The following is a 20,871-nucleotide window of genomic DNA, read 5'->3' on the forward strand; positions in this document are numbered from 1 at the left end:
GAACGTGACGAGCCTCGACGTCTCGATCGATCTGCCAACCAACAACGTCGTCGTTCCTCCTGGCGTTCCTGGCCGACTGGTGGCCACCCCGATGCGATACGTCGTCTACTTCGTGAGCATTGTGACGGTGAGCACGAATGATATCGCCGTCGTCGGCGCGGGCCCCGTAGGTGCCCTGACTGCATTGGGTTTGGCTCAACGAGGCCACCGGGTTGTACTGCTCGAGTCCGAGCAGGAACTCGCGACATCCCCGCGAGCAATTGTCTACTACTGGCATGTCCTCCATGGGCTCGATGCCCTCGGTGTGCTGGACGACATCGACGCCGAAGGCATCCGGAACACCGCGTTCTGTACCCGAGTCCTCGCGTCGGGTGACGAGGCGGTCGTGTCGCTGGCACCTCTGGCATCGATTACTTCCCGTCCGTGGAACATCCACCTCGGCCAGCACGAGGTGGTGCGCATCGTGCTCGACCACCTTTCGCGCCATCCCAACGCAGAACTTCGTCTCGGTGCCGCGGTGACCTCAGTGCGGCAAGACAGCGACGGTGTTGTGCTCGACGTGACCGGAGCCGATGCCGGAGAGGTCCGGGCGTCGTGGGTAGTCGCGGCCGACGGTGCCCGAAGCGCTGTGCGCAGCTCGCTCGGAATCTCTTTCGAGGGAACCACGTGGGACGACCGGTTCGTCGCCACCGATCTGAGCTACCCGTTCGACCGTGCCGGCCTAGGCAACGCCAACATGATCCTCGATGCCGAGAACGGTTGCGTCATTGCGCGGATCGACGACACGACCTGGCGTTGGACTTGGGGCGAATCTGCCGAGCTGCCTGCCGACACCGTCCTCGATCGTCTTCCCGGTCGCCTGGCAGCGCTCGGGTTTCCCGACGTGCCGTACGACATCGTCTCCGCGACGCCGTACCGGATGCATCAGAGGTCGGCCGATCGCATGCGAGAGGGTCGGGTACTGCTCGTCGGCGACGCCGCCCACGCAACCAATCCGACCGGCGGTCTCGGTCTTACCAGCGGAATGTACGACCTCTTCGCGCTTCTCGACCCGCTCGACGAGGCCGTGCGCGGCGGTGACGAGTCTCTGCTCGACGTGTGGGCAGCCGAGCGGCTGCGCATCTTCGACGAGTATGCGTCCCCCATGGCGACGGCGTCCAAGCACCGCGTTTACGACGAGACGGACAGCGCATCGCTGACCCGTTTCGTGAGGGGGGCCGCCGCGGCGGTAGACGAGGACGAAGCAATTCGCCGACTGTCCGCGATGACGCGTCTGCGCAGCGGTTTCCCACGGCACCACGCCTCGTTCGTCTGAGCGAGGCAACCCACCAGAGCAGGAGAGTTTCATGTCAGGAGTCACAATTGTCGCGGGTGGACGCCAGGGCGCACCGAGCGAACGGCGGACCAGTACGTTCGTCGGAGAGGTGTGGGGCGACCCGGTCCTCCCTGCCACCGAGGGGTGGCTGGTGAACAACGTGCACTTCGCCCCCGGCGGCCGCACGAACTGGCACACACACGGCGTCGGGCAGATCCTGATCGTCACCGCTGGTGAGGGATTCGTGTTCGACGAACACGGCAACGGCGGCCGCATCCGGATCGGCGACGTGGTGCACATACCTGGCGACAAGCAGCATTGGCACGGTGCCACCTCTACCGCCTTCATGACGCACACCGCGATCTCGGTGGGCGGCCACGATTGGGGCCGCGAGGTCACCGCTGACGAGTACGAACAGGCACATCGGTCATGACGGCGTCCGTAGGGGTAGTCGGACTCGGCCGCATGGGGTTGCCCATGGTCGCGGCGCTGAAACGAGCGGGTTTTACTGTCAGCTCCTACGACCGGTCTCCTGAGGCCCGTGCGGCGACGGCAGGCAGCGTCGATACGCTCGCCGACGTCACCGGCGACATCGTGATCCTGATGCTCCCCAACTCAGCGATCGTCGAAGCAGTGCTGACCGACCCTGAATTCACGGCTCTGCGCCGCGGCGTCGTCGTCGTCGACATGAGCTCCTCGGAACCCAGCAGCACCCGTGCGCTCGGGGAGCGGCTGGCCGAAGCCGGAATCGATTATCTCGATGCACCGGTCTCCGGTGGCGTCGCCCGCGCCGAGAGCGCGAGCCTGACCATCATGGCCGGCGGGTCGTCATCCACGCTCGAGCGCGCTCGACCGGTACTGGAGGCGATGGGAACCATCACCCACGTCGGTGACCTGGGTGCCGGGCACGCTGTCAAAGCGTGTAACAACGTGCTCGTTGGCGTGACGCTCCTGGCCGCCGTCGAAGTGCTCGAGATCGTGCGCTCGTTCGGCGTCGACCCGGCGGTCGCGTTCGACGTCATCAACAGCTCCACCGGCCGCAGTTGGTCGAGTGAACACAAGGTGCCGACGTTCGTTCTATCGGAAGAGTACCGCTCGGGTTTCGGCTTCGGTTTGCTCACCAAGGACATGGGCATCGCCGTCGGACTGGCGGACGAATTGGGCGTGGAGCATGCGTTGCTCGACTCCGCGACGACGATGTGGCGTCGCGCGGGGGAAGAGCTGCCTACAGACGCCGACCACACGTCGATCGCAGAATGGGTTGCTGGCCAGTCCCGTTCGCTCGCGGGCGGCGCGGCGTGAGCCCCGTGCGACAACACTGGGTACTCGATGCCGAGCCAACCGGTGCCGCAATGTTCGTCGAGACGCGCACACCCGCGTCGCCGCGCATGTTGCCTATCGTCCTCGTGCATGGCGGCGGTGGACAGGGAACCGACTGGGGTACCACCCCGGACGGCCGACCTGGCTGGGCCGATCTGCTCATCGAGCAAGGCTACGAGGTCCACGTCGTCGACCGACCCGGTCACGGACGTTCCCCGGGTCGTACTTCCACCCCGGCCGCTCTGGCGATGACGGCCCGGTTGTTCGCACCGGGCGACCGGCCGGAGCACAGTCAGTGGCCGGGCCCCGGAGGCATCGATGACCCCTTTGTCCGCACGCTCGCCGCGTCCGCCACTGGCTTGCCGTCCGACCTCGCTGCTGCGCAGGTGATCGAACGTCGGTTGCTCGAGGCCCTGCTCGAGGATGTAGGCCCGGCAGTGGTGGTAGCGCACTCGCTCGGAGCGTGCGCCGCGTGGCTAGTCGCCGAGTCTCGTCCCGATCTGGTGGCCGGAATAGTCGCGCTCGAACCCGCCGGTCCGCCCTACCTGGACGTGCCGGGCACACCACTCGGACTACCGGCCGGCATCACCGCCGCACCGTTGTGGCCCACGACCGGGGCGGTGGGTCTGACATCGGTACCCGTTGCGATCGTCGAGAGCGAGACATCGCAGATGCAGGCCGCATGCGCGCCGGTCGCCGACTTCCTTCGGCTGGCGGGCGTCGGTGTCGACCACCTCGTACTTGCCGACCGTGGGTTGCGGGGAAACGGCCACGGGCTAGCGATCGAACTCAACAACCGTGAGGTTCTCGGCATCGTTCTGGATTGGATCCAGGCGGCCGCGTACCCCCACGATCACTCAGCTTCATTTCTTGGAACAGGAGAACCCGCGTGACCAGCTCCCCACTCACCACCGCTCGAACCGAACCTGCGACCGCCGGCGGCGCGCGGCGCAACGACGCCGACCTCGCCAGGCTCGTCGTACGCTGCGCGGACCAGCCGGGCGTCGTCGCGACGGTAGGCGGGTTTCTTACCAGAGCCGGTGCCAACATCGAATCCCTTCAGCAACACACGACCGAGCCCGATGGCGGAATGTTCATCCAGCGCACAGAGTTTCGTCTTCCAGGACTTTCCGCGGCTCGGCACGACCTCGAAACCGCCTTCGCCTCCGAAGTCGCGGCCGATCTTGGAATGGAATTCACCATCACCGAGGCAGTCAAGCCCAAGCGCGTGGCGATCATGGTCTCCAAGACCGATCACTGTGTGCTCGATCTGCTGTGGCGGAACCGCCGCGGAGAACTCGACATGACAGTCGTGATGGTCATCTCGAACCACGCCGACCTGGCAGACGAAGTTCGGCCCTTCGGAGTGCCGTTCTTCCACATACCGGCGACGCGCGAGACGCGCAGCGCGGCAGAAGAACGTCAGCTCGAATTGCTGAGGGACAACGTCGATCTGGTAATTCTCGCGCGGTACATGCAGATCATCACGCCCCACTTCCTGAGGTCGGTCGGGGTGCCACTGATCAACATCCACCACTCGTTTCTGCCGGCCTTCATCGGGGCCGGGCCGTACCAGAAGGCCAAGGAGCGTGGCGTGAAGTTGGTGGGCGCGACTGCTCACTATGTGACCGAGGATCTCGATGAGGGCCCGATCATCGAGCAAGACGTAGTGCGCGTCGACCATCGCCACCACACGCTGGACCTCGTCCGGTTGGGCGCTGACGTAGAACGCGCAGTCCTCTCTCGCGCCGTGCGTTGGCACTGCGAAGACCGAGTTGTTCGGCTCGGCAATTCCACGATCGTGTTCTAGAAGGAGACCTGGCATGACTGCTCGTCTGATGGACGGTAAGGCCGTCGCTCATACGGTACGAAGCGAGGTGGCCGCCGAGGTGGCCGCGCTTGTTTCGTCCGGTCGACCGGCACCAGGTCTCGCGACTGTGCTGGTCGGCGACGACCCCGCGTCCGAGGTGTATGTGCGGAACAAGCGGCGGCAGTCCGTCGAGGCCGGAATGGTCGATCTGCACCGCCACCTGCCCGCTGACATCTCGCAACGCGAGCTCGAGTCGGTACTCGACGACCTCGCCGCCGACCCGGCGGTGTCGGGAATACTGCTCCAACTCCCGGTCCCGGGCCACCTCGACACCAGCGCGCTGCTGGCCCGAATCCCGGCGGGTAAGGACGTCGACGGCCTGACCGTCGACAACGCAGGTTTGCTGTCCCAGGGACATCCCGGCCTCGTGCCCTGTACGCCGAGCGGTGTGATGCGTCTTCTCGACGAATACCAGGTATCACTGTCCGGAGCCGACGTGGTGGTCGTCGGACGATCGGAACTAGTCGGTCGGCCTATGGCGCAACTACTGCTGCAGCGCGACGCAACAGTGACACAATGTCATTCGCGAACCAAGGATCTGGTGGGGGCATGCCGACGATCCGACGTGGTCGTGGTGGCCGCCGGCGTGCCGGGCATCCTGGGAGCCGACGCCGTGAAGCCCGGTGCGACCGTGATAGACGTCGGCATTCACCGCACCCCTCACGGCCTGACCGGTGACGTTCGATTTGCGGAGGTCGAGTCCGTGGCCGGGCTGCTCACTCCAGTGCCGGGAGGTGTCGGACCGATGACCATCGCAATGCTGCTCGCGAACACAGTCGCGGCAGCACGCGCTCTGAGCGAACGGTCAGTCGGTGTCTGACCCGATTCTGCGGTTCTCCGAGGAACGATCGGTCGAGATCGTCGCGGAATCGTTCCGTGCGTGCGGCAACGACCGACTGCGCACAGTGCTCGAGTCGCTGGTGTCGCATCTGCACGCCTTCGCCGAAGACGTCGAGCTCTCCCAGGCCGATCTCGATGTCGGTATCGACTTCTTGACGCGAACTGGTCAGGCGTGCACGGACACTCGGCAGGAGTTCGTACTTCTGTCCGACGTTCTTGGCCTGTCCATGCTCGTCGACTCGATCACGAACCGCGCGGTAGGAACGGGTGGAACAGAATCCACGGTGCTCGGCCCATTTCACATGGTCGATTCGCCCCCTCGCGAGCTGGGTGCCACCATCGCCATCGTAAGGGGAGGCGAACCGACTCTCGTGACCGGCCAGGTTCTCTCGGCCGACGGCTCGCCGGTTGCCGGTGCAGTCGTCGACGTTTGGCAGGCCGACGACGACGGCTTCTACGACGTTCAGCGTGACGATGTTCCGGTGGGGCATTTGCGCGGTCTCTTCGTTACGGACGGCAACGGACGTTTCGCGTTCCGCACGGTGCAGCCCTCTCCTTATCCGATTCCGGACGACGGCCCGGTGGGAGCTTTGCTGGAGGCGACCGGGCGTCACCCGTACCGTCCGGCGCACATCCATTTCATCGTCGGTGCCGCCGGTCATGCGCCGCTGACGACGCACATCTTCGTCGAAGGGTCGCCCTACCTCGACTCTGATGCGGTGTTCGGGGTCAAGGACAGTCTCGTTGTCGACTTCGTCCACGTGGAGGTCGAGACGGAGGTGCAGACAGCGATCGAGTTGGAGCACCAGTTGGTACCGCCGTACCGACACGCGCACGTCGAGATCACGCTGCGAGTCGCATCGTGATCGGCCCAGTGTCGTTCGTCCACGATCAGAGGCCGGTCCGCGTTGTCTTCGGGGCGGGTCGCATCGGGGCTCTCGCCGACGAATGCGATCACCTGAAGCTGACCCGCGTCCTACTGATCGCAACGCGCTATTCGACTGCAGCACACACCCTTTTGGGTGACCGCGTCGTCGCAACCGTCACCGATCCTCGTGCCCATGTACCTGTCGATCAAGTGCACGAGGCTCTGGACCTCGTGGAGAGATCCGGCGTCGACGGCGTCGTCGCCGTCGGCGGGGGTTCCAGCGTCGGGCTCGCTAAGGCAGTGGCTCTCGGGACGGGGGTGCCCATACTTGCGGTGCCCACGACGTATTCGGGATCGGAGATGACCCGGGTGTGGGGGCGCACCGAGGGCGGCCGGAAGCAGACCGGACGTGATCTCCGGGTGGCCCCGCGCACGGTGATCTACGACCCGGACCTGGTGGCCGGACTTCCCACCTGCATTGCGGCGGCGAGTGCGATCAATGCAGTCGCGCACGCCGCTGAAGCTCTGTATGCGCCGGACCGCACTGCTTTGTCGGATCTTGCTGCCGCAGAAGCGATTCGTGTCGTGACGGGGACTCTAGCCGGTACGCCGGACTCGACGGCGTTGCTACGCGGTGCGTATCTGGCCGGGGTAGTGCTCGACCAGACCACTATGGGGCTGCACCACAAGTTGTGCCACGTGCTCGGCGGGGCCTTCGACCTCCCTCACGCCTCGACTCACAGTGTCGTGCTTCCGCACGTTCTGGCGTTCAACCTTGGGGATCCTGTGGTCGCGGAGCGTTTCGCCGCGGCCGGGGTCCACGACCTGCCTGCCGTCGTACGGCAGCTGTGTTTCAAACACGGGGTGCCGACGTCGCTGCGCGAGCTTGGACTGTCGGCCTCGTCGCTCGACGACGTGACGAATACGGTTCTCGCAGGATCATTCGTCAATCCGCGACCTGTCGGTGCCGACGCGGTCCGCGGTGTTCTACAGGGCGCATTCTCGGGTGGTCACGGATGAGGGCGTGGACGGACCTGTCGCATCCGCTCGACCCCCGGGTGCCTCGCATCGCGATCTTCCCGGCACCGTCGTTTGCGACTGTCGCGGAAATGCCGGCCGACCCTATGACGGTCAGCCATATGGGCATGGTCGTGCACACGGGCACTCACGTGGACGCCCCGTGTCACTTCGTGGTCGGTGCCGAGAGCATCGATGAGATCGCTCTGTCGAGACTGACCGGTGAGGGTGTCGTGTGCCGGGTCGAGGCGGGGGAGGACGAGGTGTACGGCGTCGACGCGCTCGTGGACCGCGAGCTCGTACGAGAGGGAGACATAGTCGTACTCGAGACCGGTTGGTGGTGCCACGTCGGTACCCCGCTCTACGCGCGGCATCCATCGTTGTCGGTGGATCTCGCGCGGTGGCTGGTCGACCGAAGGGTGTCAATGATCGCGGTCGACACCGGTACCCCCGACGTGCCGGTGCAATTACGACCTGAGGGGTTCAACTGGCCCGTTCACCAGATTCTGCTCGGCGCAGGAGTGTTGATAGCCGAGCACGTCACAAACCTCACTGCCCTCTCCGGCCAGCGGGTGGAGCTGATGTTCGCACCGCTGAACATTCGGGGCTCCGACGGCGCACCGGTTCGCGCCGTCGGACGTCCCGTCTCTTGATCTGTCAGTTTTCCCGGAAACGCTGAGCCCAGACCCCGGACTTGCCGGGCTGAAGGATGCCGTTCGGGTCCAGTGCATCCTTGATCGTCTCGTTCAGCCGCATAAGTGCGTTGTCGTTGAAGTCCAAGGTCGACGCGACCTGATCCATATGGTGAAGGCTCGTGCGGTAGATCGGGTATCCGCGCTCGCTCATCACCGACACCATCCGCGTGTAGTTGTCGTACACCCGCTCAGTCTGCTCGGCGTTCGTCGAGTCGAAGAACATCGTGCTGATGTGGATCACCGAACGCGGAGACAGCATCAGCCCGGAGAAAAACTGCTCACCCGTTTCCTGGTAGAGCGAGCGCATCAGTTGCGAAGTCTGGACCACGTCTTTTCCGCGTAGTGGACCGACGGGTGAGAAATCCAGGTGCGCGGTCGTCTTGCCGTACATGGTCTCGAAGAGGGCGAGGATGTCCATGTCGGGTATGCCCGCCATCACGCGGTCTTCGTGCCCGGAGTGGGTGGTGCGGTCGGTTCCTGCGTAGTCACGGCGTCTGAGCGTCGCCGTGGGAATCGTGCCGAGGGTGCGCTCGACGCTGATCCAGTGGGCGTCGACGGCTTCGGACGTGCCGTACAGGGCGAACCGCGCCAACCAGCGGGAGGCGTCGGGATCGAAGGACGGGTTGCCGTCCTCGTCCAGTCGGACCCCGCGCATGATCGTCGGATAGTTGGTGATCGTGTTGCCGAGCATGAGCTCGCGCATCCCGTCGGCGACCGCTTCGAGCGCGTCGTCGCCGCTGAACTCGACCCAGCACGAGGCATAGGTCTCGGGACGTCGCTGCAGCCAGAAGCCCATCTTCGTGATGATGCCGAGGCCGGACGAGTGAAACAAACCCTGCAGCTGAGGACCGAAGGGGTGGCGATAGACGTGCGCGGCCTCGCTGTTCGGCATGGCCCACATGCCGGTGCGGACCAACTCCCCGTTCGGGAGGACGATCTCCATGCCGCAGACGTTCTCGGCGTGATCGCCGTACTGGGTGTAGCCGCGGCCGTACTCGGTGCAGTTGCCGATCACACTGCCCCAACCGAGGTCGGGAATGGATGTCCACAGCCGCCCGCCTGCTTCCTCGAGAGCGTCGTACAGGTCGAACCACCGCACGCCGGGCTCGACGACGACGAACGCAAGGTCCTCATCGATCTCGAGGACCTTGTTCATTTCACGGAGGTTGACGACGACAGAACCCTTCACTCGCGGCGCCGGGCCGCCATAGGTGTTGTTGCGGCCCTGGCTGAAAGTCCACAGCGGGACTCGAAACTCGTTTGCGATGCGGACGATCGCCTGGACATCCTCGGTCGATGCCGGGGAGACGACTGCGGACGCATCCCAGTCGGAGGATCCGCGGGCGATGTACGGATCCCGGAACTCCTCGATCGTGGCCTTGTCGGTGCGGACGCGGTCGGTGCCGATCACCGCCGCGATGTGGGTCAATGCCTGTTCGATATCGCCGAGGTCGACGGGTGGTGTGGACAAAGTAGTCATGCGATCAGCGTCGGTGACGCGCACCACAAGTCGCATCCATGAGATGACCAGTGGTGCAGCCAGTGATCACCGTCACCGGTGATCTCACCGATGCGACGGTGTCGTCACACGGACGAGTGTTGCCGAGCATGAAGTCATTGACAGGCAAAGTGGCGGTCGTCAGCGGTGCGGCCAGCGGAATAGGACGTGCGATCGTCGATCGCTTGGCGAGTGAGGGTATGAAGGTCGTTTTGGCAGACGTCGAATCCGAAGCATTGGACGCGGCCGTCGCCGAGGTCCGGGCCACCGGGGCCGACGCGATCGGGGTACGCACCGACGTCAGTAAGGTCGAGGACATCGAAGCGCTGGCGCATCGAACAGTCGAGGAATTCGGTGGTGTACACCTCCTCTGTAATATCGCCGGCGTCGAAGGCGGAGCGCCGTTCGGCGAGATCTCCCGCCGTACCTGGGAGTGGGTCATGGGCGTCAACTTCTGGGGCACACTCGACGCCTGCCGTATCTTCTTGCCGCTCCTTGCGGACCAGGACGAGGCGCACATCGTCAACTGCGCATCGATGGCGGGATTCGCCACCGGACTGCCCACGTTCCACCCGTACGTTTCGTCGAAGTTCGCCGTCGTCGGGATGACCGAGAATCTCGAGGTCGAGCTGCGAACTTCCACCGCCCCACACGTGGGCGTCTCACTCCTGTCTCCCGGTCTGGTCAAGACGAACATGAACAGGTCGGAGCGGAACCGGCCGACCGACGTACCGGCGACCGATACCCAGGATCTCCGGAGGCAGGTGCATGCGAACATAGAAGAGCAGACTGAGAAGTTCGGAGTGACCCCGGACCATGTCGCCGACCTCGTCGTAGAGGGCGTGAAAGAACGTCGGTTCCATATCCTTACCCACCCCGGTCCGACCATCGATGCGTTCCGTAGCCGATTGAATTGGATGGAGAACGGCGTGCCGCCTATCTCTCCTGCAGAATCTCAGCAGGCGGCGTCCTCAACGCAGCAGTGATCGACCAAGACGTCCCTCGACCGTCGCTCCTACCCGAACGACGAACGTCGGGACCGTGTCGGTTCATGGGAATCGTGAACGTGACACCGGACTCCTTCTCCGACGGCGGTATTCACGCAGATCCGGACAATGCCGTGGCGCGAGCGCTCCGATTGGTTGCTGACGGAGCGCATGTCGTCGACATAGGCGGTGAATCGACCCGGCCAGGCGCATGCAGGATCGATGCAGCCGAGGAGGTGCGCAGGGTCCTTCCAGTAGTGGAGACGCTCGCACGTGCTGGTGTCACGGTCAGCATCGACACGATGCGGGCTCGAACGGCGGCGGCGGCACTCGAGGCGGGTGCCCAGATGGTCAACGACGTCAGCGGGGGATTGGCGGATCCTGACATGGGTCGCGTAATCGCCGACTCGGGAACCCAATACGTCGTAATGCACTGGCGGGCGTTCAGCACTGATATGGCGTACCACTCTTCGTACGATGACGTGACCGCCGACGTCCGCCGTGAGCTGGCCGTACGTGTCGACAGCCTTCTGTCTCGAGGTGTCGATGCAGGGCAGCTAATCCTCGATCCAGGCCTGGGGTTCGCGAAACGACCTGAGCACAATTGGCAGCTTCTCGCCAGGCTCGACCGGATCGTCTCTCTGGGATTCCCGGTTCTCGTCGGTGCCTCCAGAAAGTCTTTCCTCGGCGAGTTGACACGAACTGCGGAGGGCGTGACACCGCCGGAAGAGCGGGACTCGCTCACGGCGACAGTCACGGCCTTCTCGGTCGCCGCGGGAGCCTCGTGGGTTCGGGTGCACGACGTGTCGGCCAGCCGGAATGCTGCTTTGGTAGCGCACGCTTTGTCGGATGCATATCGCGTTACCGGCGGTGGGTGACGACTGTTGCGCACGACGTCGAAGGCGTCGATGCGGCTGTTACGATCCCCCGGGATCTCGGTCTGCAGGAACACGCGTACACAACCCGCTATCGGCAGGGGATCTCAGGCTACTTCTGCCACAGTCGACAATCGAGATCAAGTGAAGCTGTAGCTCTCCGGCGCGGCTGGGTCACCGCCGATGTAGTTGCCGCTGAGGGGATACGGAGCAATCGGGCGGGTCATTACGACTTCGTCCGTACGAGGGTGGGCGCGAACAGCCGACAGAATGTCAGGTGCATCACCGCCTTCGACCCACGCGACGAGCGCCTGCATGCCGGCAGCGAGACTGAGTCCAGGTCCGTCGCCGTACAGGGTGGCATGGACGTCACCTGGGCAAAGATAGAGTCGAAAGTGCTCATCGGTCACCCCACCTCCGAGGTTTTCGCGGATGGCGTCGTAAAAGTTGACTGTCCCTTGGGCCGGAATCATCTCGTCGGCAGTTCCGTGACTGATGATCAACTTTCTACCGAGGGCGACAAATTCGCTGTAGTCGGGATCACTGGCGTCATAGGCAGCGAACTCGCGCACACTTCGCGCGAAGAGTTCCTCGTACTGCTCGAAGGTAAGGGTCGTCCAGTCCCAACTAGGATCACGCAGAATCCAGCTGCCAATCCAGTCGGTTGCAATGAGGAATGGAATTGGAGTGAGGACACCGTTGATCGACGCGGTATTTGCCAAACCGAGCGACAACGGCCCGCCGCCGGCACATTCCGAGTCGATGGGCGGTCCGTACCATAGCCAATCGCCCTGCAGTGTCCGCGGGCCCTCCCAGATGCGGTTCATCACTTCCGCATCGCGCTCCGTGATCGGGCCCGCGACGGTAGAGGAGCCGACTAACAGCCGGGCATCCCAGGACGGAAAATCGCTTCTTGCGATGGTTCCGTCAACAAGACCGTTCTGGGCATCGTGAGCGTTGATCGCCGCATGTCGGAAGGCTTCCATCTTGGCCAAAGGCACGGGGTTGGACAATTCTTTCATGACTAGAGGTGGCCACATCTGTGCCATGTGCAGTCTGGTCCAGTTGATCGCGGGGCAATCAGCCCAGTATCCATCGAAGTCTTCTGGGTGTTCTCGTGCCTGCACGAGCGTCTGTCGCCCGCCACCCGAAGCGCCCATCATGTACGCATACTGCGGCGGTGAGCCGTAGATTCGCTCCACAAGACGTTTGCCGACGACTGCCATTTCATGGGTACTCCGCACGTGCCAGTTGTCGGCGAGGTCGACATCGATCTCGCCGGTGTCGATGTTCAAGCCCCAAGCCGCAAATCTCTCGTCCCGATTGGCGCCATCAGTGCAAGCCACGGCGTACCCGTTGCGGATGCCGTCGCGGAGCGTCGGACTCGTCATAGCCTCTGATGCCAACCACTGTGGCAGCGTCCGGTTGCCTCCACCTCCTATCCCGAGAAACCGCTGGTTCCATTCCATCGGGCACCACAAAAAGACGTGTGCTTCGTGGCCCTGCTCGCTTGTAATCGAAACACGCACGTCTACGAAGTCGGGGAGTTCGGTGACAAACCCCTGCGGCGACTCGAACACCCCGCTGGTGTTCACATTCACCGACGTGACGACGACATTGCCGAGATCGGTAATAGATGCATTGAGGGCTTCGATCTCGAGATAACGCAGGTCGCTCAGCCTGTAGTAGGGGGTGTCGTGGTTGACCCAACGGCGAAGGTCTATGCGCACATTGTCGGCGGGTAAAGGCATGTGAACTCCTATGGTTCGGCACTGGGTTGCGACCGCGCCCGACCCGGAATCAGCTGGAAGCGTTGATGGTCGAGTGCAACTACATCAGATCGAACGCGGAAACGGCACCCTACAAAGCACGCCGAGCGGCTGATTCCGCCCGCCAATCGGCGGACCGGACCAATGCCGAGCGAGGAGGTCTGTTATCGATTCCGTGTAGAAGCATCCGGCGCGCAACCAGCGCGAGGTGAAGGCGAAGCTTTCCCTCGCCCGTGTTGAGTTCCCATCCGAGTCGGCCCTCCAGAATTGCAAGGCGTGACTGGATTGTCGAGTGGTGTGTGAATAGAATCGAGGCCACCGAACGGAGACTCGAATTTCGAGCAATCGCGTCGAGGGTTTTTGCCGCATAAGGAATTTCTTGACATAGGCTCACCACGGCACTGACATCGTGACTGTCGTGCAGCCCCTCTATCTGAGAAATTTGGGCGAGAAGAGCGACGTCACTATACCTCACTACCGTTGCTCCCGGGTCGAAATCGCTTCCTTCCGATGCCAGGGAAAGTGCTTCCAAAGCGGTTTTCCATGACTCTGCGAAATGTAAGGCCTGGAGGCGAATCCCAATTCCAGTTCGCAATTTTCCGAACCGATTGATACTTTGCGAAGAATCAGGATGGTAATTACCCGTGCCTTGTTCGGTGCTCAATTGAAGACCGACCGTAGGGCCGGGTTGGGCTATTGCGAAGCATTCGGCCGCTGGGTCTATACCCAATCGCTTCAGTAAGCGTTCAGCGAGTCCAAGATCTCGAGTGGTAGCCAATGTCGCGAGAGGATCGCCGTACGTATCTGGATCTTCAGCAGCTTTCCGTGCGCTGAGTTCGTGGAGGAGTTGTGCTGACGAATGGAGAATAACTGCCTCGGCCAGGGTTATCGGACCCATTCGCTCCAACCAGATACTGTCGTCGCCGCCCGCAGTGATTCGCTCAGCCGGCCACTGCTTATGGGGCGGTACCGTAACGTGCGACAACGCTCCGGTCTGGTCGGATCGGAGATAGACACCTTTCTCGAGGGCAATACGAGCTGGATGTCCTGAGTGCTGCGCCATCGCAATCACAATGTCCGTCTCATCCCATAGGTTCCGCTCGCTGATATGTTGAAGAGAGGCAACGATTGTCAGGGCGCTCTCGCCAGAATTGTCGAATCGAGCTAGTTCCCGGAGCACTCTTTCCATTTGCCCATGCTATGCGAAGTCTCGAGAAAGAACCCTAGGTCTGCGGTTTCCACCAGAAAATCGATGGCCTCGAGTTCCGCTGGTAACTCGAGATCACGCACTGGGTCGGTGTGCCGGTCAGACGAGGGGCGACACAATCGGTGCCCAGCTCAAAGGGCTGTATCGGTGTCGGGTTGGGCGATCGGGGTCGTCAGTCTGCGAGTGGCTTCCAGCAGGTTTTGCCGGAAGATGTTGCGAGAGAGGGTTGCCGTTTCGGATGCGGTCGTAGTGTCTGTATGGATTGACAGTGGTCGCACGCTATCCCATGCAGATGCCAGTCCGTACAACAAGATCGAGAGAGAGGCCGGGTCGAATGTGGCGTCGACCCGGCCGTCCCTCTGTGCTTGGAGCAGTGGTGTGGTCCAGCCCAGGTAATCGTCGTCCTCGGTGCCGTTGCGGACTGGCCTTTCCAGCCGCTTCCATGCCGCGAGACGCATGACTGTCGGGTTCTCGGTGATGTAGTCGAATAGTCGCCCGACGAACCCGACAACGTCGTCTGCGTCGAACGACACGGTCGCCAACACATCGGTGTGTCTTTTCGCGAGTACGGCATCGAACAGCCCGGTTTTGTCGCCGAAGTAGGCGTAGATTGCTTGTTTGTTGGCAGCCCCGGCGTCGGCGATCCGAGCTACTCGCGCGCCCGCTAGTCCGTACCGTGCGAACTCTTCTTCGGCGGCGTCCAACAATCGACGCTTCGTCGCTGCTGAATCACGTTCCATGGCGAAACTGTAGATTATGCCTTCTGCCCTCCGGCTATTGGCTGGCGGGAGCTCATGGGCAGCTCACAGGTTTTTGCCGAAGAACTCCGCAAGTCGGTCGGCGACTGGGGTGACGTACCGGTCCACGTCGTAGAGGTCGATGTGGCTCGCACCGTCGATCAGTGCAAGCTCCCTGGGTTCGCCGGCGGCTGCGTAGGCACGCTCGTTCTGATCGCGACTCGCTGATTCCGTTCCGACAACCAGGAGCAGCGGGCGGGGAGCGATCAGGTGGATTACATCGAGTGCATTGAAGGTCATCTGGCGTTCGAGCGACCACGCTAGAACCTTGTTCTCCCAACGAGGATGGCCACCGCGGGTGTCGTCGAAGTAGTAGTTGGGTGATTCCCTGAACACCTCTGGTGTGTATGGAGAGTCAGCGGGCAGGATGACGGGTCCGTACTGAGCTGGCTCGCCGCGTGAGAACGATTGCCGCGCTGCAGAACTGGCGTCGAGCATTGCCTGGGTGATGGACCGGTCGCCTCCGGCCATTTCCTCGAAGGATGCCCTGTTGTTCGTCATTCCACTGACGGTGGCCACTGCTTTGATTCGGCGATCGGTGGCGGCAGCGTACGGCGCGTACCCCCCGCCGCCGCAGATTCCCATCGCACCGATTCTGTCTGTACTCACCTCTGACTGGTTGCCCAGGAAACTGACCGCGTTCTTGATGTCTTCGGTCTTTGCATACGGGTTCTCGTCGAAGCGGGGAGAGCCTTCGCTCTCCCCGTACGTACGGTGGTCGAACGCCAGGGCGACGAGGCCGCGGCGGTGCAGTTCGTCGGCGTAGCGACCCGACGTTTGTTCCTTGATTCCGCTACCTGGAGACACGACTACGACCGCAGGTCGCTGTTCGCCTGCCTGCAGGTCCTCGGGGATGTAGAGGTGGCCCGCCAGAACCGCTCCGTCGCTGCGGAATTCCACGTTTTTCTTCATATTCTCTCCTCGTGTGTGAACGCGTCCCGTGTCGAGGACCTGCGTCTGCGGCGGGACGGGTCGTTGTCCGGCGTTCCGCTGAGGCCGACTGTACCCAGATTTCGAGGCTTTGCAACCAAACGGTTGGATGGATGAAGTAGTCGTTCGTCTTCAGAAAGCACATTGGGCCGGAAGCTCGACCGCGTACGGCAACCGAGTACTGTGGTTCCTCGTCGCATCCGACCGTGTCCGGCCCTCTTTCAGCAGTTTGCGACTGGTGCGTGAAGGCCAAGGTCGCGTTCAGCGAATGATGGACGTGGCTCTTCGAACGTGTGGATCACCGTGCAGAAGGCCAAGACTTCGTCAACGAATAGGAACTGACTCTTCTGCGTTCAGCGGCGTTGCTGGATCTGTGCGAACCGACTCAGCGAGGTGCGCTGTCCGTATCAGCGGCTGTGGTGCGCATCGGCGCGGTTCTGATCAATGGGTTGCCAGATTTGACCTCGACCAAGATTTGGTCCGAGCGCTCAGGGAGTGTCAGTGCAGCCCATCCGCTACCTGCCGCGACGATTACCCCAAAAAAGTGCGACGGGCCATGTGTTGGTGGCTCCGCCGGCTGCGGCGAGCAAAGAGGTGGCAATCAGCGGCGAAAATCCGGAGCCGACGGTCTGAGCGAGCTGGTAGCTGGTCGACACACCGTTGTAACGCGATTCGGTGGAGAACAGCTCTATGAGCATTACCGGCGCGACGCCTGTCACCGCGGGCATCACGAAACCGAGGTAGATCGCCAACGTGATCACCATTGTCGCTGTGTTTCCCGAGTTGACGAAGTAGAAAATGGGAAAGGCCAAGATCGCGGTTGCGGCTATGCCAGGGATGACGACCGGTCGACGTCCGATCCGATCTGAGATTGCGGCGTATACAGTGGGCATGAAGATGCTCGAGAGGGTGCCCAGCAACGTTGCCGACAGAGCCGCGGCGCGTGAGTATCCAACCGACGGGGCGTACGAAATGATGAAGATCCCGAAGGTTCCCAGGCCGCAGTAGGGACCAATTTGAAACAGAGCGGACTCGAACAGCATGACAGGCTCGGAGCGAACGAGCATCAGAATCGGCGTTCCCACGGCGGAAGTGCCCGCCGTTGCCTGGTTGTTCAAGAGCACAGGGTTTTCCGATATGCGTGCCCTGAACTCCCGGGGTAGGGGTGCCTGTGGTCAAGGCGTCCTACCTCGTCGAATGGCAACGGAAGGCCCGTACCCCAGCGTGCTGCTCAGCTCTTGGGGTGAGCGACTAGCGCACAATGTTTGCAGGTCATACGAGTTCGGGCGTGGGCGCAGTCGACGCTCCGTCATTCTTCCTGATGACCCGTCCCCGCTACTGTGGCCGCTAGTTTCATACCGGGGGCTGTGGGTCGTACTGAATGCCACGTCGTACCTGCCTAGCGCGTTCGGTGCCGGCAAGCTTCCCAACCAAATGCAATGCCATGTCGATACCTGCGGACACGCCGGCGGAGGTGATCGCGTCGCCGCAGTCGACGAACCGATCGTCGCGCCGGAGTTCGATGGTGGGATCGAGCTCGGAGAGTTGGTTCAGTGCGGCCCAGTGAGTTGTTGCCGGGCAGTCTCGCAAGATGCCTGCCGCAGCGAAGACCAGAGATCCCGTGCATACGCTCGTCATCAGCGTTCCGTCCTCCCTGCGGCGACGCACCCAGTCCAGTCGCGGCTGGTCGGCGAGATGGGCTCGCGTGCCCTGTCCGCCGGGATAAACGAGAACGTCAAGGTTCGGTCGGTCGGCTTCACTGTGCTCAGCGCGCACGGTCAAGCCTTTCGCGCACCTGACCTCGCCGCCGGCTTGGGAGAAGGTGAAAACCTTCCACCCGTCCTCCGGCCACTTGCTGGTCCAAAACGACAGGACCTCCCACGGGCCTACGGCATCGAGCTCCTCGACGTCGGCAAACAGGAAGATTCCGAGATGCTTGGTTTCGACGGTCATGCTTTCCATGATTACACGAGGGCAGGAACGGGTGCTGTCGGTATCACCTCTCAACACCCCTGCGTAACAGACAAATTCGACAACGAGATGTTCGCTGGAGTGCGACCGCTGGACGCTCCGGCCATCTCGGCCAGGGCGGGGACGAGATCCACGTAGAACACGCCGGAGAACCAGTCGACCGGCCTGTCTGAACCAGCCGGTTGGGGGATAGTCGCTGTTCCTGCTGGATGACAATCATGGAAGACGCTCATCCGGATCCCATCATCGACCGCCCCTGGCACACAGACTGTCTGCCGTTGGTACAGCCTCGGGCGACACGACCTCGACGGGAGAAAAACATGATCCATCATCGCAGTACCGATCTCTACCTGCGCGTGAGGTAGGAACATGATCGCGGTAACGGCACCAGCTGTACTTCACTTTGCCAGCGCTCTTCTGGGAACCGGAGTTCCCTCTGGTGCGGTCGATTCGACGAACTCTGTCGTATCGGGCGCGGAGACGCCATCGACGTCGTGTCGGCATACACGTTTGTCGACTCGGCCGCGCGGCCGGAATCCGCCGAATCGCGAATGGTTCGACAACGGACGGGTGATCCCGCAAAATGTTGAACTATGTACCCGAAGCAAGTGGAACACATTGTACAACAATGCAATTCGCTTCACTCTGTTCATCGGAACGGCAGTCGCCGCCCTGTCCGATTGCGCTGGCACCACCGCCAGCGTGGAACCCGACGCGAACCCGCAGCCCGTTCCGTTCGGCACCGATGCAGTTCCAGCGTCGCTGTTACCCGAAGCCGCCGCACCGGGTGGGAACATGTCCTTCTGCAAGCCCTCTGGTGCGGGCCTCAACACGGTGGTGCTGGTCAACCCGGCGATGACATCGCAGGGACCGGCGTGGCAAACCGAAGCATCGTTTCTCTTTAACGATGGATATTGCTTGTATACCTTCGACTTCGAGCAGATATCCGGGACACCGGAGGCATTGGCCTTGACCGCGGAGTACGTCGAATCGTTCGCACGTACTCTCGCTGAGACCGTAAATCGTTTCCTGGCCGACACTGGGGCGAGCAAGGTGGACCTTGTCGGTCACGCCGAGGTCGATGGGATCATTCCCGGCTACTACATCAACCGTCCCGACGGGGCGATTGAGATGGTAAAGGTGGTCGTTATTTCGCTGATCGACTACACCGCCGCCGTCGACAGTGGAGCACATCCCACACCGCCGACCGGATCAGACGACTACGAGTCCCTCGCCCCCGGTATCGGCTGCACCACGATCGTGACGACGTGCGACGCGATGATCATCCCGTTCAGCCTGCAATTCCTCGAGGGTCCGAGCGCCACCAACGTTGTGCTACCGAGTGATTGCGAGGTGGACAGGTCCGAACACTTTCAGACGCTGCACAACCGGAGGGTCCGGAACTTCGTTCTGAACGCACTCGATCCCGCTCACGCAACACCGGCACCGTGCGATGCTGTCGGACCCGCATCGACACAGTAGCCGGCACCGATCAACCGATATCTTCTCGGCTGTTCGGCCGAGCGGCGGCCACCAACTGATCGCGGGCGCGCGCGACACGCGATCTGATCGTGCCTACGGGGCAGCCCGCGACTTCGGCGGCCTCGTCATACGACATTCCCAACACTTGGGTCAGCACGAGAGCTTCTCGTCGATCGGGGCTGAGATCGGCCATCAGCATTCGGAGTTCGACCAGATCTTCGTAGCCGCCGGTGTTGTCCTCTGACGTTGTCGCGTCTGCGGCAGCTATCCAATCTGCGCCGGATGCTATGCGCGGGCGCACCATTGCCGTCCGGACCTGATCGACCACCACGCGTCTGGCGATCGACAACAGCCACGTTCGTGCGGTCGATTGCGCTGCGAAACGAGGAAGGGATTTGATCGCCCGGAGATACGTCTCTTGAGTGAGATCGTCAGCAGCGGAGACCGATGCCAGATGTGCCACGAAACGCCAAACATCACGCTGGGTTTCGCGCACGAAGGATTCCAGAGCTCGACGGTCACCCCGGCCCGCGGCCAGCGCCAGTGCAGTGGTGCGGGCGTCGTGGTCGTCTCGGGTGGTCACGCCGAAAATACTAACCTGTACGGGCCTCGGGAACTTTCGGGTCGTGGTGGACGACACTGTAGAGGTGGATTGCAGCATTGCCCGTGAGGCGCTTTCGGCCCGTATCGATGGTGAGCGTGAACCCGTGCCCGCAGCACGGGTCGACGAGCACCTCGAGGTCTGCGCAGACTGTCGTTCGTGGTACGCCTCGGCCTCGGCATTGACCAGGGCGATCCGGGTCAGACCGAGCCATCGCACCCCCGATCTCGCACCCGAGATTCTAGCTGCGGCAGGGGTCGACATCCCGGCCGGCGCGGCACGGCGCACCCTGCGATGGGTTCTGCGAGATCATCCGTGGCGTGCTGGGTTGGTGGTAGTAGCCCTGTGCCAGTTAGTGCTGGGATTCGGTCAGGTTCTGGGATGGGGCAGCGGACACGACCATGCGTCGATGTCGGACCCCGCGGCGATGTCGGGCCATTTGTTCAACGAGAGCACCGCATGGAACGTGGCAGTCGGAGTTGGATTCCTCGTCGCGGCCGCACGACCCCGCGCGACGACGGGCTTACTGCCTGTCCTCGTCGCATTCACCGCCATCCTGGGAATTTTCGTCGTCGCCGACATCATGGCCGGACAGGTGACCGTCGCTCGTGTGTCGACGCATGCCATCATTGCGGTCGGCGTCCTGGTGACGACGATGGTCCATCGCGCTCAGCGCCGAAGCGACACCCCACCTCCCGTCCGATCTGCAGTTGCGCGCCACGAGGATGAACAGCGGCCCTCGGGATTCGGTCGAGGACGCGGGTACGGGCATTTGAGAGACGCGAGCGGACCGGCCGCATGAGCGTGCTCTCACTGAAGGCAGACCCTTT

21 protein-coding genes are annotated in these 20,871 nt (G+C 62.7%); 13 read left to right on the forward strand and 8 right to left on the reverse strand.

What is annotated here, in order from left to right; translation table 11 throughout:
- Positions 1-4 precede the first annotated feature (4 nt).
- The 9 genes from QM588_RS04630 to QM588_RS04670 are packed head-to-tail and all read left to right on the forward strand — an operon-like array spanning position 5 to position 7,883.
- Positions 5-1,315 (forward strand): FAD-dependent oxidoreductase, encoded by a 1,311-nt coding sequence (locus QM588_RS04630; protein ID WP_283311905.1) that lies wholly within the window; start codon positions 5-7, stop codon positions 1,313-1,315.
- A gap of 31 nt (positions 1,316-1,346) precedes the next feature.
- Positions 1,347-1,748: a cupin domain-containing protein gene (locus QM588_RS04635; protein ID WP_283311906.1), complete on the forward strand. Its 402-nt coding sequence runs from the start codon at positions 1,347-1,349 to the stop codon at positions 1,746-1,748.
- Positions 1,745-2,617 carry an NAD(P)-dependent oxidoreductase gene (locus QM588_RS04640; protein WP_283311907.1) on the forward strand — a complete coding sequence of 291 codons (873 nt, stop codon included), beginning with the start codon at positions 1,745-1,747 and terminating at the stop codon, positions 2,615-2,617. Before QM588_RS04635 ends, QM588_RS04640 begins: the two co-directional genes overlap by 4 nt.
- A gap of 50 nt (positions 2,618-2,667) precedes the next feature.
- Complete coding sequence (locus QM588_RS04645; RefSeq protein WP_283311908.1) at positions 2,668-3,528, forward strand: alpha/beta fold hydrolase; 861 nt, start codon at positions 2,668-2,670, stop codon at positions 3,526-3,528.
- Positions 3,525-4,445, forward strand: coding sequence for a formyltetrahydrofolate deformylase (purU, locus tag QM588_RS04650; RefSeq protein ID WP_167329558.1), 921 nt, complete (start codon positions 3,525-3,527; stop codon positions 4,443-4,445). Before QM588_RS04645 ends, purU begins: the two co-directional genes overlap by 4 nt.
- Before the next feature lie 13 nt (positions 4,446-4,458).
- Positions 4,459-5,325, forward strand: coding sequence for a bifunctional 5,10-methylenetetrahydrofolate dehydrogenase/5,10-methenyltetrahydrofolate cyclohydrolase (locus tag QM588_RS04655; protein ID WP_283311910.1), 867 nt, complete (start codon positions 4,459-4,461; stop codon positions 5,323-5,325).
- Complete coding sequence (locus tag QM588_RS04660; RefSeq protein WP_283311911.1) at positions 5,318-6,211, forward strand: dioxygenase family protein; 894 nt, start codon at positions 5,318-5,320, stop codon at positions 6,209-6,211. Before QM588_RS04655 ends, QM588_RS04660 begins: the two co-directional genes overlap by 8 nt.
- Positions 6,208-7,233 (forward strand): iron-containing alcohol dehydrogenase, encoded by a 1,026-nt coding sequence (locus QM588_RS04665; RefSeq protein ID WP_283311912.1) that lies wholly within the window; start codon positions 6,208-6,210, stop codon positions 7,231-7,233. Before QM588_RS04660 ends, QM588_RS04665 begins: the two co-directional genes overlap by 4 nt.
- The gene (locus tag QM588_RS04670) at positions 7,230-7,883 is read left to right on the forward strand and encodes a cyclase family protein (RefSeq protein WP_283311914.1); all 654 of its coding nucleotides are present in this window, start codon (positions 7,230-7,232) and stop codon (positions 7,881-7,883) included. The genes QM588_RS04665 and QM588_RS04670 overlap by 4 nt, the downstream gene beginning before the upstream one ends.
- 4 nt (positions 7,884-7,887) lie before the next feature.
- Here the strand turns inward: QM588_RS04670 and QM588_RS04675 are convergent, their stop codons facing one another.
- Positions 7,888-9,405, reverse strand: a complete 1,518-nt coding sequence (locus QM588_RS04675) for an FAD-binding oxidoreductase (protein WP_283311915.1) — start codon at positions 9,403-9,405, stop codon at positions 7,888-7,890.
- Positions 9,406-9,455: 50 nt separating this feature from the next.
- Here QM588_RS04675 and QM588_RS04680 point away from each other — a divergent pair, with 50 nt between their 5' ends.
- Both QM588_RS04680 and folP read left to right on the forward strand, forming a co-directional pair.
- Positions 9,456-10,409 (forward strand): SDR family NAD(P)-dependent oxidoreductase, encoded by a 954-nt coding sequence (locus tag QM588_RS04680; protein ID WP_167326172.1) that lies wholly within the window; start codon positions 9,456-9,458, stop codon positions 10,407-10,409.
- Positions 10,410-10,474: 65 nt separating this feature from the next.
- Positions 10,475-11,287 carry a dihydropteroate synthase gene (gene folP / locus QM588_RS04685; RefSeq protein WP_283311916.1) on the forward strand — a complete coding sequence of 271 codons (813 nt, stop codon included), beginning with the start codon at positions 10,475-10,477 and terminating at the stop codon, positions 11,285-11,287.
- Positions 11,288-11,424: 137 nt separating this feature from the next.
- Here the strand turns inward: folP and QM588_RS04690 are convergent, their stop codons facing one another.
- From QM588_RS04690 to QM588_RS04710, 6 genes are all read right to left on the reverse strand, one after another.
- Positions 11,425-13,035 (reverse strand): tannase/feruloyl esterase family alpha/beta hydrolase, encoded by a 1,611-nt coding sequence (locus QM588_RS04690; RefSeq protein ID WP_283311918.1) that lies wholly within the window; start codon positions 13,033-13,035, stop codon positions 11,425-11,427.
- Positions 13,036-13,144: 109 nt separating this feature from the next.
- Positions 13,145-14,242: a helix-turn-helix domain-containing protein gene (locus tag QM588_RS25785; RefSeq protein WP_442972868.1), complete on the reverse strand. Its 1,098-nt coding sequence runs from the start codon at positions 14,240-14,242 to the stop codon at positions 13,145-13,147.
- Between the two features lie 149 nt (positions 14,243-14,391).
- Complete coding sequence (locus tag QM588_RS04695) at positions 14,392-15,000, reverse strand: TetR/AcrR family transcriptional regulator (RefSeq protein ID WP_283311919.1); 609 nt, start codon at positions 14,998-15,000, stop codon at positions 14,392-14,394.
- Between the two features lie 63 nt (positions 15,001-15,063).
- Positions 15,064-15,969: an alpha/beta hydrolase gene (locus tag QM588_RS04700; RefSeq protein ID WP_283311921.1), complete on the reverse strand. Its 906-nt coding sequence runs from the start codon at positions 15,967-15,969 to the stop codon at positions 15,064-15,066.
- A gap of 533 nt (positions 15,970-16,502) precedes the next feature.
- The gene (locus QM588_RS04705; RefSeq protein ID WP_283311923.1) at positions 16,503-17,105 is read right to left on the reverse strand and encodes an MFS transporter; all 603 of its coding nucleotides are present in this window, start codon (positions 17,103-17,105) and stop codon (positions 16,503-16,505) included.
- Positions 17,106-17,340: 235 nt separating this feature from the next.
- A complete protein-coding gene (locus QM588_RS04710) occupies positions 17,341-17,940 on the reverse strand; it encodes a DJ-1/PfpI family protein (protein WP_283311924.1) in 600 nt (199 codons plus the stop codon).
- A gap of 387 nt (positions 17,941-18,327) precedes the next feature.
- On the opposite strand from QM588_RS04710, the gene QM588_RS04715 reads away from it, so the two are divergent.
- Complete coding sequence (locus QM588_RS04715; protein WP_283311925.1) at positions 18,328-19,440, forward strand: esterase/lipase family protein; 1,113 nt, start codon at positions 18,328-18,330, stop codon at positions 19,438-19,440.
- A gap of 10 nt (positions 19,441-19,450) precedes the next feature.
- Here the strand turns inward: QM588_RS04715 and sigC are convergent, their stop codons facing one another.
- Positions 19,451-20,023: an RNA polymerase sigma factor SigC gene (gene sigC, locus QM588_RS04720; RefSeq protein ID WP_283311926.1), complete on the reverse strand. Its 573-nt coding sequence runs from the start codon at positions 20,021-20,023 to the stop codon at positions 19,451-19,453.
- 64 nt (positions 20,024-20,087) lie between these two features.
- Here sigC and QM588_RS04725 point away from each other — a divergent pair, with 64 nt between their 5' ends.
- Positions 20,088-20,843: a zf-HC2 domain-containing protein gene (locus QM588_RS04725; RefSeq protein WP_283312349.1), complete on the forward strand. Its 756-nt coding sequence runs from the start codon at positions 20,088-20,090 to the stop codon at positions 20,841-20,843.
- Positions 20,844-20,871 lie beyond the last annotated feature (28 nt).

It is taken from the genome of Rhodococcus sp. IEGM 1354, assembly GCF_030056855.1.
GTDB lineage: Bacteria > Actinomycetota > Actinomycetes > Mycobacteriales > Mycobacteriaceae > Rhodococcoides.